At 65.5% G+C, this 15,218-nt stretch carries 15 protein-coding genes; 14 read left to right on the top strand and 1 reads right to left on the bottom strand.

Annotated features, from left to right (window positions below; genetic code table 11):
- Positions 1–26: 26 nt before the first annotated feature.
- Positions 27–719 carry an alpha/beta family hydrolase gene (locus tag LU671_RS20925; protein ID WP_203651771.1) on the bottom strand — a complete coding sequence of 231 codons (693 nt, stop codon included), beginning with the start codon at positions 717–719 and terminating at the stop codon, positions 27–29.
- A 49-nt stretch (positions 720–768) separates the two neighbouring features.
- Here LU671_RS20925 and ccoN (LU671_RS20930) point away from each other — a divergent pair, with 49 nt between their 5' ends.
- The 14 genes from ccoN (LU671_RS20930) to hemN all read left to right on the top strand — a co-directional run bounded on the left by ccoN (LU671_RS20930) (position 769) and on the right by hemN (position 15,178).
- Entirely contained in the window at positions 769–2,193 is a 1,425-nt protein-coding gene (gene ccoN, locus LU671_RS20930) for a cytochrome-c oxidase, cbb3-type subunit I (protein WP_050706570.1), read from the top strand.
- 13 nt (positions 2,194–2,206) lie between these two features.
- Positions 2,207–2,815, top strand: a complete 609-nt coding sequence (gene ccoO, locus LU671_RS20935; RefSeq protein WP_028692880.1) for a cytochrome-c oxidase, cbb3-type subunit II — start codon at positions 2,207–2,209, stop codon at positions 2,813–2,815.
- 5 nt (positions 2,816–2,820) lie between these two features.
- The gene (locus LU671_RS20940; RefSeq protein ID WP_023632287.1) at positions 2,821–3,015 is read left to right on the top strand and encodes a cbb3-type cytochrome oxidase subunit 3; all 195 of its coding nucleotides are present in this window, start codon (positions 2,821–2,823) and stop codon (positions 3,013–3,015) included.
- Positions 3,012–3,953 carry a cytochrome-c oxidase, cbb3-type subunit III gene (gene ccoP, locus LU671_RS20945; RefSeq protein ID WP_203651769.1) on the top strand — a complete coding sequence of 314 codons (942 nt, stop codon included), beginning with the start codon at positions 3,012–3,014 and terminating at the stop codon, positions 3,951–3,953. The genes LU671_RS20940 and ccoP (LU671_RS20945) overlap by 4 nt, the downstream gene beginning before the upstream one ends.
- 736 nt (positions 3,954–4,689) lie before the next feature.
- On the top strand, positions 4,690–6,132 hold the full coding sequence (gene ccoN / locus LU671_RS20950) for a cytochrome-c oxidase, cbb3-type subunit I (RefSeq protein WP_232856758.1): 1,443 nt from the start codon (positions 4,690–4,692) through the stop codon (positions 6,130–6,132).
- Complete coding sequence (gene ccoO / locus LU671_RS20955; protein WP_186715631.1) at positions 6,132–6,740, top strand: cytochrome-c oxidase, cbb3-type subunit II; 609 nt, start codon at positions 6,132–6,134, stop codon at positions 6,738–6,740. Before ccoN (LU671_RS20950) ends, ccoO (LU671_RS20955) begins: the two co-directional genes overlap by 1 nt.
- 5 nt (positions 6,741–6,745) lie before the next feature.
- A complete protein-coding gene (locus LU671_RS20960) occupies positions 6,746–6,937 on the top strand; it encodes a cbb3-type cytochrome oxidase subunit 3 (RefSeq protein WP_186715629.1) in 192 nt (63 codons plus the stop codon).
- Positions 6,934–7,911 (top strand): cytochrome-c oxidase, cbb3-type subunit III, encoded by a 978-nt coding sequence (ccoP, locus tag LU671_RS20965; RefSeq protein WP_203651767.1) that lies wholly within the window; start codon positions 6,934–6,936, stop codon positions 7,909–7,911. The genes LU671_RS20960 and ccoP (LU671_RS20965) overlap by 4 nt, the downstream gene beginning before the upstream one ends.
- 304 nt (positions 7,912–8,215) lie before the next feature.
- The gene (ccoG, locus tag LU671_RS20970; protein WP_232856759.1) at positions 8,216–9,631 is read left to right on the top strand and encodes a cytochrome c oxidase accessory protein CcoG; all 1,416 of its coding nucleotides are present in this window, start codon (positions 8,216–8,218) and stop codon (positions 9,629–9,631) included.
- A 15-nt stretch (positions 9,632–9,646) separates the two neighbouring features.
- On the top strand, positions 9,647–10,177 hold the full coding sequence (locus tag LU671_RS20975) for a FixH family protein (RefSeq protein ID WP_232856760.1): 531 nt from the start codon (positions 9,647–9,649) through the stop codon (positions 10,175–10,177).
- 148 nt (positions 10,178–10,325) lie between these two features.
- Complete coding sequence (locus tag LU671_RS20980) at positions 10,326–12,797, top strand: heavy metal translocating P-type ATPase (protein WP_232856761.1); 2,472 nt, start codon at positions 10,326–10,328, stop codon at positions 12,795–12,797.
- Positions 12,779–12,991 carry a cbb3-type cytochrome oxidase assembly protein CcoS gene (gene ccoS / locus LU671_RS20985; RefSeq protein ID WP_050706577.1) on the top strand — a complete coding sequence of 71 codons (213 nt, stop codon included), beginning with the start codon at positions 12,779–12,781 and terminating at the stop codon, positions 12,989–12,991. Before LU671_RS20980 ends, ccoS begins: the two co-directional genes overlap by 19 nt.
- Positions 12,984–13,667 (top strand): sulfite exporter TauE/SafE family protein, encoded by a 684-nt coding sequence (locus LU671_RS20990; RefSeq protein ID WP_203651764.1) that lies wholly within the window; start codon positions 12,984–12,986, stop codon positions 13,665–13,667. The genes ccoS and LU671_RS20990 overlap by 8 nt, the downstream gene beginning before the upstream one ends.
- A 128-nt stretch (positions 13,668–13,795) precedes the next feature.
- Positions 13,796–15,178, top strand: coding sequence for an oxygen-independent coproporphyrinogen III oxidase (gene hemN, locus LU671_RS20995; RefSeq protein ID WP_050706579.1), 1,383 nt, complete (start codon positions 13,796–13,798; stop codon positions 15,176–15,178).
- Positions 15,179–15,218: the final 40 nt, after the last annotated feature.

Here is a 15,218-nt window from a genome sequence, read left to right on the forward strand (position 1 = left end):
CGGGTTTACCCGCGAAGAAGGCTGCATCAATCTTTCAGGAAAGCCGCCACCCGCTGCGCCGCCGCCTGCATGTGCTGCTCATGGCTGAACCCCGACGCCTTCAACGGCTTGAGGTCATGATCGGCCGCCACCAGCCAGCTCACCTCGATCGCCGGCGATAGCTCATATCCTTGCACCGCCTCACGATTGCCCAGGGCATCCCGCTCGCCCTGCACGATCAGCGTGCGCGTGCGTAGCCCGGCCAGGTGCTCCACCCGTGGCTTCTCAGGCTTGCCCACGGCATAGAACGGATACCCCAGGCAGACCAGCGCATCGGCGCCCAGTTCGTCTGCCAGCAAGCTGGCCATGCGCCCGCCCATGGACTTGCCGCCGACAGCCAACCGCCCTGCGACCAATGGTCGCAGCTGGTCGTATACAGTCCGCCAGCATTCGAGCAACACCTTCTGCGGATTGGGCGGTCGCTTGCCACCGTTCAGGCGCCGCTCGGCCATGTACGGAAACTCGAAGCGCACCACCCCTACCCCTTGTCCCGCCAGCCTTTGCGCCATGTCCTCCATGAACCCGCTGTCCATTGGCGCACCGGCGCCATGGGCCAGGATCAGGCAGCTGGAAATGCCGCGATCCTCCGCCATTTTCGGAGGATCGCAGCGCAAGCCTGGGACATTTCCGATCTTCGCCCATTGATCCCCGTCAATACCGGCACTTTGCCCATTAATCATGCTTGCCTCGCTGTTTAGCCTGCCTATAACCGTGGATGGGAACCCATACATGAACACAACCAGCAGTACCGCCTACAACTACCAGGTGGTCCGCCAATTCGCCATCATGACGGTGGTGTGGGGCATCGTCGGGATGGGGCTCGGCGTCTTCATTGCCGCCCAGCTCGCCTGGCCCGCCTTCAACCTCGACCTGCCGTGGACCAGCTTCGGCCGCCTGCGACCCTTGCACACCAACGCGGTGATCTTCGCCTTCGGCGGCTGTGCCCTGTTCGCCACCTCCTATTATTCGGTGCAACGCACCTGCCAGACCACCCTGTTCGCGCCACGCCTGGCCGCGTTTACCTTCTGGGGCTGGCAGCTGGTGATCCTGCTGGCGGCGATCAGCCTGCCGCTGGGCTACACCAGCACCAAGGAATACGCCGAACTGGAATGGCCGATCGACATCCTGATCACCATCGTCTGGGTGGCCTATGCCGTGGTGTTCTTCGGCACGCTGATGAAGCGCAACACCAAGCACATCTACGTGGGCAACTGGTTCTTCGGCGCCTTCATCCTCACCGTGGCGATCCTGCACATCGTCAACAACCTGGAAGTGCCGGTCAGCCTGACCAAGTCCTACTCGCTGTATGCCGGCGCCACCGATGCCATGGTGCAGTGGTGGTACGGCCATAACGCCGTGGGCTTCTTCCTGACCGCCGGCTTCCTGGGGATGATGTACTACTACGTGCCCAAGCAGGCCGAACGTCCGGTGTACTCGTATCGCCTGTCGATCGTGCACTTCTGGGCGCTGATCACCCTGTACATCTGGGCCGGCCCGCACCACCTGCACTACACCGCGCTGCCGGACTGGGCGCAGTCGCTGGGCATGATCATGTCGCTGATCCTGCTGGCCCCGAGCTGGGGTGGCATGATCAACGGCATGATGACCCTCTCGGGCGCCTGGCATAAGCTGCGCAGCGACCCGATCCTGCGCTTCCTGGTCGTCTCGCTGGCGTTCTACGGCATGTCCACCTTCGAAGGCCCGATGATGGCCATCAAGACGGTCAACGCCCTGTCCCACTACACCGACTGGACCATCGGCCACGTCCACGCCGGCGCCCTCGGCTGGGTGGCGATGATCTCCATCGGCGCGCTGTACCACACCATCCCGAAAGTGTTCGGCAAGGAGCGCATGTACAGCCTCGGGCTGATCAACGCGCACTTCTGGCTGGCCACCATCGGCACCGTGCTCTACATCGCCTCGATGTGGGTCAACGGCATCGCCCAGGGCCTGATGTGGCGCGCGGTCAACAGCGACGGCACGCTGACCTACTCGTTCGTCGAAACCCTGGTGGCCAGCCACCCAGGCTTCGTCGTGCGCTTCGTCGGCGGCGTGATCTTCCTCAGCGGCATGTTCCTGATGGCCTGGAACACCTGGCGTACCGTGCGCGCCCCGGCCGCCGAGCAAGCCACCGCCAACGCCCAGCTGGCTTGAGGAGTAGAGCCTGATGAACCATGAAGTCGTTGAGAAAAACATAGGCCTGATGGCCCTGCTGATGGTGTTCGCCGTCAGCATCGGCGGCCTGACCCAGATCGTCCCGCTGTTCTTTCAGGACGTCACCAACAAGCCGGTCGAGGGCATGAAGCCCTACACCGCCCTGCAGCTCGAAGGCCGCGACATCTACATCCGCGAAGGTTGCGTGGGCTGCCACTCGCAGATGGTCCGGCCGTTCCGAGCCGAGACCGAGCGCTACGGCCACTACTCGGTGGCCGGCGAAAGCGTGTGGGACCATCCGTTCCTGTGGGGCTCCAAGCGCACCGGCCCGGACCTGGCCCGTGTCGGCGGCCGCTACTCGGACGACTGGCACCGCGCGCACCTGTACAACCCGCGCAACGTGGTACCGGAATCGAAGATGCCGTCGTATCCGTGGCTGGTGGCCGCGCAGGTCGACAACAGCCACACCGACGTCAAGATGCGCGTCCTGCGCGGCCTCGGCGTGCCCTACAGCGACGACGACATCGCCGGTGCCAAGGACGCGGTCAAGGGCAAGACCGAGATGGACGCGCTGGTCGCCTACCTGCAGGTGCTCGGCACCGCGATCAAGAACAAGAGGTGAGTGCGATGGAAATGGACATCGGCATGATCCGCGGCCTGGGCACCCTGGTGGTGATGATCGCCTTCATCGGCCTGTCGCTCTGGGTGTTCAACCGTCGCCGCGACCGTGATTTCGCCGAAGCGCGCCTGCTGCCCTTCGTCGACGACCGCCTGCCCCCCGCCGGGCAGGAACCTGCTGCAATGAGGAGTACCCGGCAATGACCACCTTCTGGAGTACGTACATCAGCGTACTGACCATCGGCAGCCTGATCGGCCTGACCTGGCTGCTGCTCGCCACCCGCAAGGGCCAGAGCAGCGACACCACCGACCAGACCATGGGCCACAGCTTCGACGGCATCGAGGAGTACGACAACCCGCTGCCGAAATGGTGGTTCTGGCTGTTCGTCGGCACCCTGGTGTTCTCGGTCGGCTACCTGATCCTCTACCCGGGCCTGGGCAACTGGAAAGGCATCCTGCCCGGCTACGAGAATGGCTGGACCCAGGTGGACGAGTGGCAGAAAGAGATGGACAAGGCCGACGCCAAGTTCGGCCCGATCTTCGCCAAGTACGCCGCCATGCCGGTGGAGGAAGTGGCCAAGGATCCGCAAGCGCTGAAGATGGGCAGCCGGCTGTTCGCCTCCAACTGCTCGGTGTGCCACGGCTCCGACGCCAAGGGCTCCTACGGCTTCCCCAACCTGACCGACAGCGACTGGCGCTGGGGCGGCGAGCCGGAGACCATCAAGGCCTCGATCATGAACGGCCGCCACGGCATCATGCCGGGCTGGTCCACCGTGATCGGCGAGCAGGGCGTGGCCGATGTGGCGGCGTTCGTGCTGACCAATCTCGACGGTCGCACCCTGCCGGCTGATGCCAAGGCCGACCCGGCCAAGGGCAAGGAGCTGTTCGCCACCAACTGCGTGGCCTGCCACGGGCCAGAAGGCAAGGGCACCCCGGCCATGGGCGCGCCGAACCTGACCCACCCGCAGGCGTTCATCTACGGCTCGAGCTTCGCCCAGCTGCAGCAGACCATCCGTTATGGCCGTCAGGGCCAGATGCCGGCGCAGCACGACATCCAGGGCAACGACAAGGTCCACCTGCTGGCGGCCTATGTGTATAGCCTGTCGCAGGAGCAAGTGCCTGAAACCGTAACCGCCAAGTAATACCTCGTGGGGCAAGCCTCACTCGACCGCGCTAACTTCATGCGCGACCCCTGTAGGAGCGGCCTTGTGCCGCGAAAGGGCCGCAAAGCGGCCCCGGCGATCTTTGTTAAATACTGAAATCCCGGGGCTGCTACGCAGCCCTTTCGCGGCACAAGGCCGCTCCTACAGGTTCTAGTGTCCTGTCTCGGAAATAAGCTGTTCACTTTTGGCGGCGTCTTGGGCGCCCGGACGGCGTTGCCACTCCTCGCCATAGCCCTGCTATGACTCGTCGCGGCGCCTTGGCCGGACACCCAAGCCACTCGCCAAAAGAGAACGTATTTCCGAGACAGGACACTAGCGCAAATCCCGCCCCGCCCCTACGCCTTGCACCCCCTCCGAACACAACTAAGCTTGTTGCCACAGTGGCTCCGCTCGCAGCGACCGGAACAGACGTGGTGCACAGCCTGACATCACGCCTCGACTCCACGCTCACGAGCCTGCGGCTTTGGGATGACGCCTTGCGTGCCCGTCCCCGATTAAAAAGCTTGACCGAACGATCAGAAAAACATGGAAAACGGTACACATTACAAATATTTATTTGTGTACAATCATCCAGCCCAAGAGCCGCGGGACGGCGGTGAAAAGGGTCTGGACACGGGTCGGCGCAGGTTTCCTTGCGTTGCCATAACCCTGGTGGTTATCGATACTGGCGCCGATTTACCAACCAACAAGAACACCCAAACCGTGGAACCTTAGAATGAGCACTGCAATCAGTCCGACTGCTTATAACTATAAGGTCGTCCGCCAGTTCGCCATCATGACGGTGGTCTGGGGGATCCTTGGCATGGGGCTCGGCGTCTTCATCGCCTCGCAACTGGTATGGCCCCAGCTCAACCTGGACCTGCCATGGACGAGCTTCGGCCGCCTGCGCCCGCTGCACACCAACCTGGTGATCTTCGCCTTCGGTGGCTGTGCCCTGTTCGGCACCAGCTACTACGTGGTGCAGCGCACCTGCCAGACCCGCCTGATCTCCGACAGCATGGCCGCCTTCACCTTCTGGGGCTGGCAGGCGGTGATCGTCGGCGCGCTGATCACCCTGCCGATGGGCTTCACCACCACCAAGGAATACGCCGAGCTCGAGTGGCCGCTGGCGATCCTGCTGGCCATCGTCTGGGTCACCTACGCCCTGGTGTTCTTCGGCACCATCGTCAAGCGCAAGACCAAGCACATCTACGTCGGCAACTGGTTCTACGGCGCCTTCATCGTGGTCACCGCGATGCTGCACATCGTCAACCACATCTCGCTGCCGGTGAGCCTGTTCAAGTCCTACTCGGCTTACGCCGGCGCCACCGACGCGATGATCCAGTGGTGGTACGGGCACAACGCCGTGGGCTTCTTCCTCACCACCGGCTTCCTCGGGATGATGTACTACTTCGTGCCCAAGCAGGCCGAACGCCCGATCTACTCCTATCGCCTGTCGATCGTGCACTTCTGGGCGCTGATCACCCTGTACATCTGGGCAGGTCCCCACCACCTGCACTACACCGCACTGCCGGACTGGGCGCAGTCGCTGGGCATGGTGATGTCGATCATCCTCCTGGCGCCGAGCTGGGGCGGCATGATCAACGGCATGATGACCCTGTCGGGGGCCTGGCATAAGCTGCGCACCGACCCGATCCTGCGCTTTTTGGTGGTGTCGCTGGCGTTCTACGGCATGTCCACCTTCGAAGGCCCGATGATGGCCATCAAGACGGTCAACTCGCTGTCGCACTACACCGACTGGACCATCGGCCACGTCCACGCCGGCGCCCTCGGCTGGGTGGCGATGATTTCCATCGGCGCGGTCTACCACATGATCCCGAAACTCTACGGCCGCGAGCAGATGCACAGCGTCGGCCTGATCAACGCGCACTTCTGGCTGGCCACCATCGGCACCGTGCTGTACATCGCCTCGATGTGGGTCAACGGCATCACCCAGGGCCTGATGTGGCGCGCCATCAACGACGACGGCACCCTCACCTACTCCTTCGTCGAAGCCCTGCAGGCCAGCCACCCGGGCTTCATCGTCCGCGCCCTGGGCGGTGCGTTCTTCGCCTCCGGCATGCTGCTGATGGCCTACAACGTGTTCCGTACCGTGCGCGCCGCCAACCCGGTTCAGGCTGAGGAAGCCACCAAGATCGTCGTCGTGGGAGCCCACTGATGAAGCATGAAGCAGTCGAGAAGAATATCGGCCTGATGGCCTTCTTCATGGTCATCGCCGTCAGCGTCGGTGGCCTCACCCAGATCGTCCCGCTGTTCTTCCAGGACGTCACCAACAAGCCGGTCGAGGGCATGAAGCCGCGTACCGCGCTGGAGCTCGAAGGCCGCGACATCTACATCCGCGAAGGCTGCGTGGGCTGCCACTCGCAGATGATCCGGCCGTTCCGCGCCGAGACCGAACGCTATGGCCACTACTCGGTGGCCGGCGAAAGCGTGTGGGACCACCCGTTCCTGTGGGGCTCCAAGCGCACCGGCCCGGACCTGGCCCGTGTCGGCGGCCGCTACTCGGACGACTGGCACCGCGCCCACCTGTACAACCCGCGCAACGTGGTACCGGAATCGAAGATGCCGTCGTACCCGTGGCTGGTGGAGAACAAGCTCGACGGCAAGGACACCGCCAAGAAGATGGAAGTGCTGCGCACCCTGGGCACGCCGTATACCGACGAAGACATCGCCGGCGCCCGCGACGCGGTCAAGGGCAAGACCGAGATGGACGCCATCGTCGCGTACCTGCAAGGCCTTGGCACCCTCATCAAAAGCAAACGGTGACGCTGATGGATATCGGGATGATTCGCGGCCTGGGCACCGTCGTGGTGCTGGTGGCCTTCGTGGGCCTGGCGCTGTGGGTGTTCAGCCCGCGGCGCAAGCAGGAATTCGACGAAGCGACGCAATTGCCGTTCGCGGACGATCCAGACGCCACCCGGCACGTCGAGCAAGCAAAAGCTTCTAGGAGCAAACAACAATGACAACCTTCTGGAGTCTGTACGTCACCGTCCTGACCCTGGGCACCATCTTCGCCTTGACCTGGCTGCTGCTGTCGACCCGCAAGGGCCAGCGCGAAGAGATTACCGACGAAGTCGTCGGCCATGCCTTCGACGGCATCGAGGAGTACGACAACCCGCTGCCGAAATGGTGGTTCTGGCTGTTCGTCGGCACCGTCGTCTTCGCCCTCGGCTACCTGGTGCTGTACCCCGGCCTGGGCAACTGGAAAGGCATCCTGCCGGGCTACGCCTACGTCGACAACGACAAGAAGACCGAGTTCTCCAACGGCCAGGCCGGCTGGACCGGCGTGCACGAGTGGGAAAAGGAAATGGCCAAGGCCGACGCCCGTTTCGGGCCGATCTTCGCCAAGTTCGCCGCCATGCCGCTGGAAGATGTGGCCAAGGACCCGCAGGCCCTGAAGATGGGCGCGCGCCTGTTCGCCTCCAACTGCTCGGTATGCCACGGTTCCGACGCCCGCGGCGCCTACGGCTTCCCCAACCTGACCGACAGCGACTGGCGCTGGGGCGGTGAGCCGGAGACCATCAAGACCACCATCATGAACGGTCGCCACGGCGTGATGCCGGGCTGGGCCACGGTGATCGGCGAGCAGGGCGTGGCGGATGTGGCGGCCTTCGTGCTGACCAACCTTGACGGTCGCAAGCTGCCCGAGGACGCCAAGGCCGACCCGGCCAAGGGCCAGCAGATCTTCGCCACCAACTGCGTGGCCTGCCACGGGCCTGAAGGCAAGGGCACCCCGGCCATGGGCGCGCCGAACCTGACCCATCCGCAGGCGTTCATCTACGGCTCGAGCTTCGCCCAGTTGCAGCAGACCATCCGCTATGGCCGCCAGGGGCAGATGCCGGCCCAGGCGCAGATGCAGGGTAATGACAAGGTGCACTTGCTGGCCGCTTATGTGTACAGCTTGTCGCATCAGGCGGAACCGGCCAAGACCGAGTAAGGCAGGCCTGGCCTCTTCGCGGGTAAACCCGCTCCCACAGGTACTTCACTGAACCTGTGGGAGCGGGTTTACCCGCGAAGAGGCCGGCACTGACAGCACAATTCCTGCAGGCCTCATGACCTGAATCAATTGACACCCGCCATAACACGATTCACACCATGAACCCAACGCGACTAAAGGTCGCAGCGCGCCCCGCACGCGCCATCTCAGGCGTATCATGGGCCGCAGAGCGCTAGCAGAACGCGCGAGACTGCGGCCGGCACGCACTGGCCGCGGCATTTCTCCACTGCCGTGGGACTTGATGATGAGCAAGCAAATTCCGGTACATGACGTCACCCCGCCTGCCAGCAAAGGGAAGGATTCCGTCGACCTCTACGCCTCGCGCGAAAAAATCTACACCCGCGCCTTCACCGGCATCTTTCGCAGGCTGCGGATGGTCGGTGGCGCGGTGCTGTTCCTGCTGTACTTCGGCACCGTCTGGCTGAACTGGGGCGGCCACCAGGCCGTCTGGTGGAACCTGCCGGAACGCAAGTTCTACATCTTCGGCGCCACCATCTGGCCCCAGGACTTCATCCTGCTCTCGGGCATCCTGATCGTCGCCGCCTTCGGCCTGTTCTTCATCACCGTATACGCCGGGCGGGTCTGGTGCGGCTATACCTGCCCGCAGAGCGTGTGGACCTGGGTGTTCATGTGGTGCGAGAAAGTCACCGAGGGTGACCGCAACCAGCGCATGAAACTGGACAAGGCGCCCATGAGCGCCAACAAGTTCCTGCGCAAGCTGGCCAAGCACGGCCTGTGGCTGCTGATCGGCTTCGTCACCGGCATGACCTTCGTCGGCTACTTCGCGCCGATCCGCGAGCTGGCCATCGAGTTCTTCACCGGTCAGGCCGATGGCTGGGCCTACTTCTGGGTCGGCTTCTTCACCCTGGCCACCTACGGCAACGCCGGCTGGCTGCGCGAGCAGGTGTGCATCTACATGTGCCCCTATGCGCGCTTCCAGAGCGTGATGTTCGACAAGGACACCCTGATCGTCTCCTATGACCCGCGCCGCGGCGAGACCCGTGGCCCGCGCAAGAAAGACATCGACTACAAGGCCAAGGGCCTGGGCGACTGCATCGACTGCACCATGTGCGTACAGGTCTGCCCCACCGGCATCGACATCCGTGACGGCCTGCAGATCGAGTGCATCGGCTGCGCCGCCTGCATCGACGCCTGCGACAGCATCATGGACAAGATGAACTATCCCAAGGGCCTGATCAGCTACACCACCGAGCACAACCTGTCCGGGCAGAAGACCCACATGCTGCGCCCGCGCCTGATCGGCTATGCCCTGGTGCTGCTGGTGATGATCGGCGCCCTGGCCACCGCCTTCGCCACCCGTTCGCTGATCGGTTTCGACGTGGCCAAGGACCGCGTGCTGTACCGCGAGAACGCCCAGGGCCGGATCGAGAACGTCTACAGCCTGAAGGTGATGAACAAGGACCAGCGCGACCACGTCTACGTGCTTGACGCCGCCGGCCTGCCCGACCTCAAGCTCGAAGGCCAGCGTGAGATCCGCGTGAGCGCCGGCGACATCGTCAACCTGCCGGTGCAGTTGTCGGTCGCCCCGGAACAACTGCCCTCGACCACCAACGAAATCACCTTCATCCTCAAGGACGCCGACGACAGCGCCAGCCAGGTTGAAGCCAAGAGCCGCTTCATCGGCCCACAGATCCGCTGAGAGAGAACACCAACAATGCCTGCAGCCACCGCCGCCAGCCCCTGGTACAAGCACCTTTGGCCCTGGATCATCATCGGCATCCTGGCCACCTCGGTGTGCCTGAGCCTGACCATGGTCAGCATTGCCGTGCGCAACCCGGACAACCTGGTCAACGACAACTACTACGAGGCCGGCAAGGGCATCAACCGCTCGCTGGACCGCGAACTGCTGGCCCAGACCCTCAACCTCAAGGCCAGCGTGCACCTGGACGAGCTGACCGGCGAAGTGGAAGTACGCCTGACCGGCAACAGCGACCCGCAGACGCTGGAGCTGAACCTGATCTCGCCGACCCAGCCGGACAAGGACCGCAAGGTGCCGCTGATCCGCACCGAGCAGGGCCGCTATGTCGGCCAGCTCGACGACAAGGTCCAGGGGCGGCGCTTCGTCGAGCTGCTGGGCAGCCAGGATGAGCATGTGTGGCGGTTGTTCGAGGAGGAGAAGGTCGAGCATGGGGTGACCTTGCAGCTGGGGGATGAGGCGTTGCAAGGTGCCGAGCACCAGCAATGAACCGCCGCACCGCCGGGGCTGCCTTGCAGCCCTTTCGCGGCACAAGGCCGCTCCTACAGGGGAACGCGTGCTTCTGTAGGAGCGGCCTTGTGCCGCGAAAGGGGCGCAAAGCGCCCCCGGCCATTCCAAGCCAAAAGACAGACCCAAGATGACCCAACCCACCCCCTGCTACCACTGCGCCCTGCCCGTCCCCGCCGGCAACCGCTTCACCGCCGTGGTCCTCGGCGAGCCGCGACAGTTCTGCTGCCCCGGCTGCCAGGCAGTGGCCGAGTCCATCGTCGCCGGCGGCCTGGAGCACTACTACCAGCACCGCAGCGACACCAGCGCCAACCCCGAAGCCCTGCCCCGCCAGCTCCAGGATGAACTGGCGCTGTACGACCGCAGCGACGTGCAACAGACGTTCGTTCGCCATGAAGGCGAGCTGGCCGAAACCATCCTGATGGTCGAGGGCATCAGCTGCGCCGCCTGCGGCTGGCTGATCGAGAAGCACCTGCGCAACCTTCCCGGCGTCGACGACGCCCGCCTGAACCTGTCCAACCACCGCCTGCTGGTCAGCTGGGACGACCAGCAACTGCCGCTGTCCAGGCTGCTGGCCGAGCTGCGCCAGATCGGCTACGCCGCCCACCCCTACCAACCCGACCAGGCCGCCGAACAGCTGGCCCGGGAAAACCGCAGCGCCCTGCGCCGCCTGGGCGTGGCCGGGCTGCTGTGGTTCCAGGCGATGATGGCGACCATGGCCACCTGGCCGGAATTCAACATCGACCTGTCGCCCGAGCTGCACACCATCCTGCGCTGGGTCGCGCTGTTCCTCACCACCCCTATCGTGTTCTACAGCTGCGCGCCGTTCTTCAAGGGCGCGGCCCGCGACCTGCGTACCCGCCACCTGACCATGGACGTCTCGGTGTCGCTGGCCATCGCCCTGGCCTACTGCGCCGGGATCTGGACCGCGATCACCGGCAGCGGCGAGCTGTACTTCGACACCGTCGGCATGTTCGCCCTGTTCCTGCTCACCGGCCGCTATCTGGAGCGCCGGGCCCGCGAGCGCACTGCGGCGGCCACCGCGCAACTGGTCAACCTGTTGCCGGCCTCGTGCCTGCGCCTGGACGCCAACGGCCAGGGCGAGCGCATCCTGCTTGGCGAACTGCAGTGCGGCGACCGGGTGCAGGTGCTGCCCGGCGCGGTGATCCCGGCCGACGGGCTGATCGTCGACGGGCGCTCCAGCGTCGACGAGTCGCTGCTCACCGGCGAATACCTGCCCCTGGCCCGCCGCGCCGGCGACCGGGTGACCGGCGGCACCCTCAACGTCGAGAGTACCCTCACGGTCGAAGTCCAGGCCCTGGGCCAGGACTCGCGGCTGTCGGCCATCGTCCGTCTGCTGGAGCGTGCCCAGTCGGAAAAGCCGCGCCTGGCGGAAATCGCCGACCGCGCCTCGCAATGGTTCCTGCTGTTCACCCTGGTGGCGGCCGCCGTGATCGGTGTGGTCTGGTGGCAGCTTGATGCGCCCCGGGCGTTCTGGATCGTCCTGGCCATGCTGGTCGCCACCTGCCCCTGCGCCCTGTCGCTGGCCACGCCGACCGCCCTTACCGCCGCCACCGGCAGCCTGCACAAGCTCGGCCTGCTGGTCACCCGCGGGCATGTACTGGAGGGGCTGAACCAGATCGACACGGTGATCTTCGACAAGACCGGCACCCTCACCGAGGGCCGCCTGGCCTTGCGCAGCGTGCGCCCACTGGGCCGGCTGGACGGCGACCAGTGCCTGGCGCTGGCCGCCGCGCTGGAGAACCGCTCCGAGCACCCCATCGCCCGCGCCTTTGGCCGCGCCGCCGAGGCCGCCGAAAGCGTCAGCACCATGCCGGGGCTGGGCCTGGAAGGCGAGTTGGCCGGCCAGCGCCTGCGCATCGGCCAGCCCGCCTTCGTCTGCGCCCTCAGCGGCGCCGAGGTCCCCGCCGTGCCGGAGCCACGCGGGCAATGGCTGCTGCTGGGCGACCGGCAAGGGCCGCTGGCCTGGTTCGGACTGGACGACCGCCTGCGCGACGACGCCCAGGATCTGGTGGCCGCCTGCAAGGCCCGGGGCTGGCAAACGCTGCTGCTGTCCGGCGACAGCTCGCCAATGGTTGCTGAAGTGGCCACGCAACTGGGCATCGACCAGGCGATCGGCGGCCTGCGCCCGGACGACAAGCTGACCCGCCTCAAGGCCCTGCAAGGCGAAGGACGCAAGGTGCTGATGCTCGGCGACGGCGTCAACGACGTGCCGGTACTGGCCGCCGCCGACATCAGCATCGCCATGGGCAGCGCCACCGACCTTGCCAAGACCAGCGCCGACGCGGTGCTGCTGTCCAACCGCCTGCAGGCGCTGGTGCAGGCCTTCGACCTGGCTCGCCGGACCCGCCGCAACATTGTCGAGAACCTGCTCTGGGCGACGCTGTACAATGGCCTCATGCTGCCGTTCGCCGCGCTCGGCTGGATCACCCCGGTGTGGGCGGCGATCGGCATGTCGGTCAGTTCGCTGATCGTGGTGCTCAACGCCCTGCGCCTGACCCGGCTGCCCGCCGAGGCGGCGCCGGGCGCGCGCGAGCCGACGTCGCTCGAAAGGAAACCGCTATGCCCGCCCTCTACGTGATGATCCCCGCCGCCCTGCTGCTGGTCGGCGTCGCCGTGTACATCTTCTTCTGGGCGGTGGACAGCGGCCAGTACGACGACCTCGAAGGCCCGGCCCACAGCATCCTGTTCGATGACCAGGACCCGCGCCACCAGGCCGCCGTGAAGCCCGGGGACGAACAGCCCGACGACAAGGACCCCGCGCCACGTGCCTGAACTGATTCCACTGCTGGGCTCGGCGCTGGTCCTGGGCCTGCTTGGTGGCGGCCACTGCCTGGGCATGTGCGGCGGCCTGATGGGCGCCCTCACCCTGGCCATCCCTGCTGAACAGCGCGGCCGCCGCCTGCGCCTGCTGCTGGCCTACAACCTCGGGCGCATCCTCAGCTATGCCGCCGCCGGCCTGTTGCTGGGCCTTGCCGGCGTGGCGCTGGCCAGTAGCCCGCTGGCCATCGGCTTGCGCGTTGTCGCGGCACTGCTACTGATCGCCATGGGCCTGTACCTGGCCGGCTGGTGGAGCGGCCTGACCCGAATCGAGGCGCTCGGCCGCGGCCTGTGGCGCCATGTGCAACCGATCGCCACCCGCCTGCTGCCGGTGTCCAGCCTGCCTCGCGCCCTGCTGCTGGGCGCCCTGTGGGGCTGGCTGCCGTGCGGGCTGGTGTACAGCACCCTGCTGTGGGCGGCGAGCCAGGGCGATGCGCTGCACAGCGCGGCGCTGATGCTGGCGTTCGGCGTCGGCACCTGGCCGGTGCTGCTGGCCACCGGGCTTGCCGCCGAGCGCGTGGGTCGCCTGCTGCGCAAGCGCGGGGTGCGCATGGCCGGCGGCGTGCTGGTGATCCTCTTTGGCCTGTGGACACTGCCCGGACCTCACCAGCATTGGTTGATGGGACATTGATCGCGGGGCAAGCCCGCTCCCACGCCAGCCCCGCGACGGCCGCCAACTCACCTTGATACAAATCAACACGACTTCTTACATCCGCCCCTAGACTCCGGACACTGCAGCTCTATCCGGGGACCACCCACATGCTCGACGACCTACGCTGGGACGCCGACCTGATTCGTCGCTACGATCTGGCCGGGCCACGCTACACCTCCTATCCGACCGCCGTGCAATTGCACGGCGAAGTGGGCTCGTTCGACCTGCTTCACGCCCTGCGCGAAAGCCGCCGCGCCACGCGCCCGCTGTCGCTGTACGTGCACGTGCCGTTCTGCGCCAACATCTGCTACTACTGCGCCTGCAACAAGGTCATCACCAAGGACCGTGGCCGCGCCGCGCCCTACCTGCAGCGCCTGGAGCAGGAGATCCAGCTGATCGCCTGCCACCTCGACCCGAAACAGGTGGTCGAGCAGCTGCACTTCGGCGGCGGCACGCCGACCTTCCTCAGCCATGTCGAACTGCGCCAGCTGATGGCCACCCTGCGCCAGCACTTCCACCTGCTGGACGACGACTCCGGCGACTACGGCATCGAGATCGACCCGCGCGAGGCCGACTGGTCGACCATGGGCCTGCTGCGCGAGCTGGGCTTCAACCGCGTCAGCCTCGGCGTGCAGGACCTCGACCCGGCCGTGCAGCGCGCGGTCAACCGCCTGCAGAGCCTGGAGCAGACCCGCACCCTGATCGAGGCGGCGCGCACCCTGCAATTTCGCTCGATCAACCTCGACCTGATCTACGGCCTGCCCAAGCAGACCCCGGAAGGTTTTGCCCGCACCGTCGAGGAAGTGATCCGCCTGCAGCCCGACCGTCTGTCGGTATTCAACTACGCACACCTGCCCGAGCGCTTCATGCCCCAGCGGCGTATCGATAGCGCCGACCTGCCAGCGCCGGCGGCCAAGCTGGAAATGCTCCACGCTACCATCGACCAACTGACCGCCGCCGGCTACCGCTACATCGGCATGGACCACTTCGCCCTGCCCGACGACGAGCTGGCCATTGCCCAGGAAGAAGGCACCCTGCAGCGCAACTTCCAGGGCTACACCACCCATGGCCACTGCGACCTGATCGGCCTGGGCGTGTCAGCGATCAGCCAGATTGGCGACCTGTACTGCCAGAACAGCAGCGACCTCAATACCTACCAGGACACGCTCTCCACCGCCCAGCTGGCGACCCAGCGCGGCCTTCTTTGCAATCAGGACGACCGCCTGCGCCGGGCGGTGATCCAGCAACTGATCTGCCACTTCGAACTGGATTTCGAGGCGTTCGAGCAGGCCTTCACCATCGATTTTCGTGGCTACTTCAAGGAGCTGTGGCCACAGCTGCAAGCCATGCAGCGCGACGGCCTGATCAGCCTGGACAGCAAAGGCATCCGCATCCTGCCAGCCGGTCGCCTGCTGGCGCGCTCGGTATGCATGGTGTTCGACGCCTACCTCGCGCAGCAGAATCGCCAGCGTTTCTCCCGGGTGATCTGAGGCGATTGAGGCGTTTCACCGCATGGACAGCCCGCCTTTC

The organism is Pseudomonas sp. NMI760_13, from assembly GCF_021283245.1.
GTDB classification, from domain to species: domain Bacteria; phylum Pseudomonadota; class Gammaproteobacteria; order Pseudomonadales; family Pseudomonadaceae; genus Aquipseudomonas; species Aquipseudomonas peradeniyensis.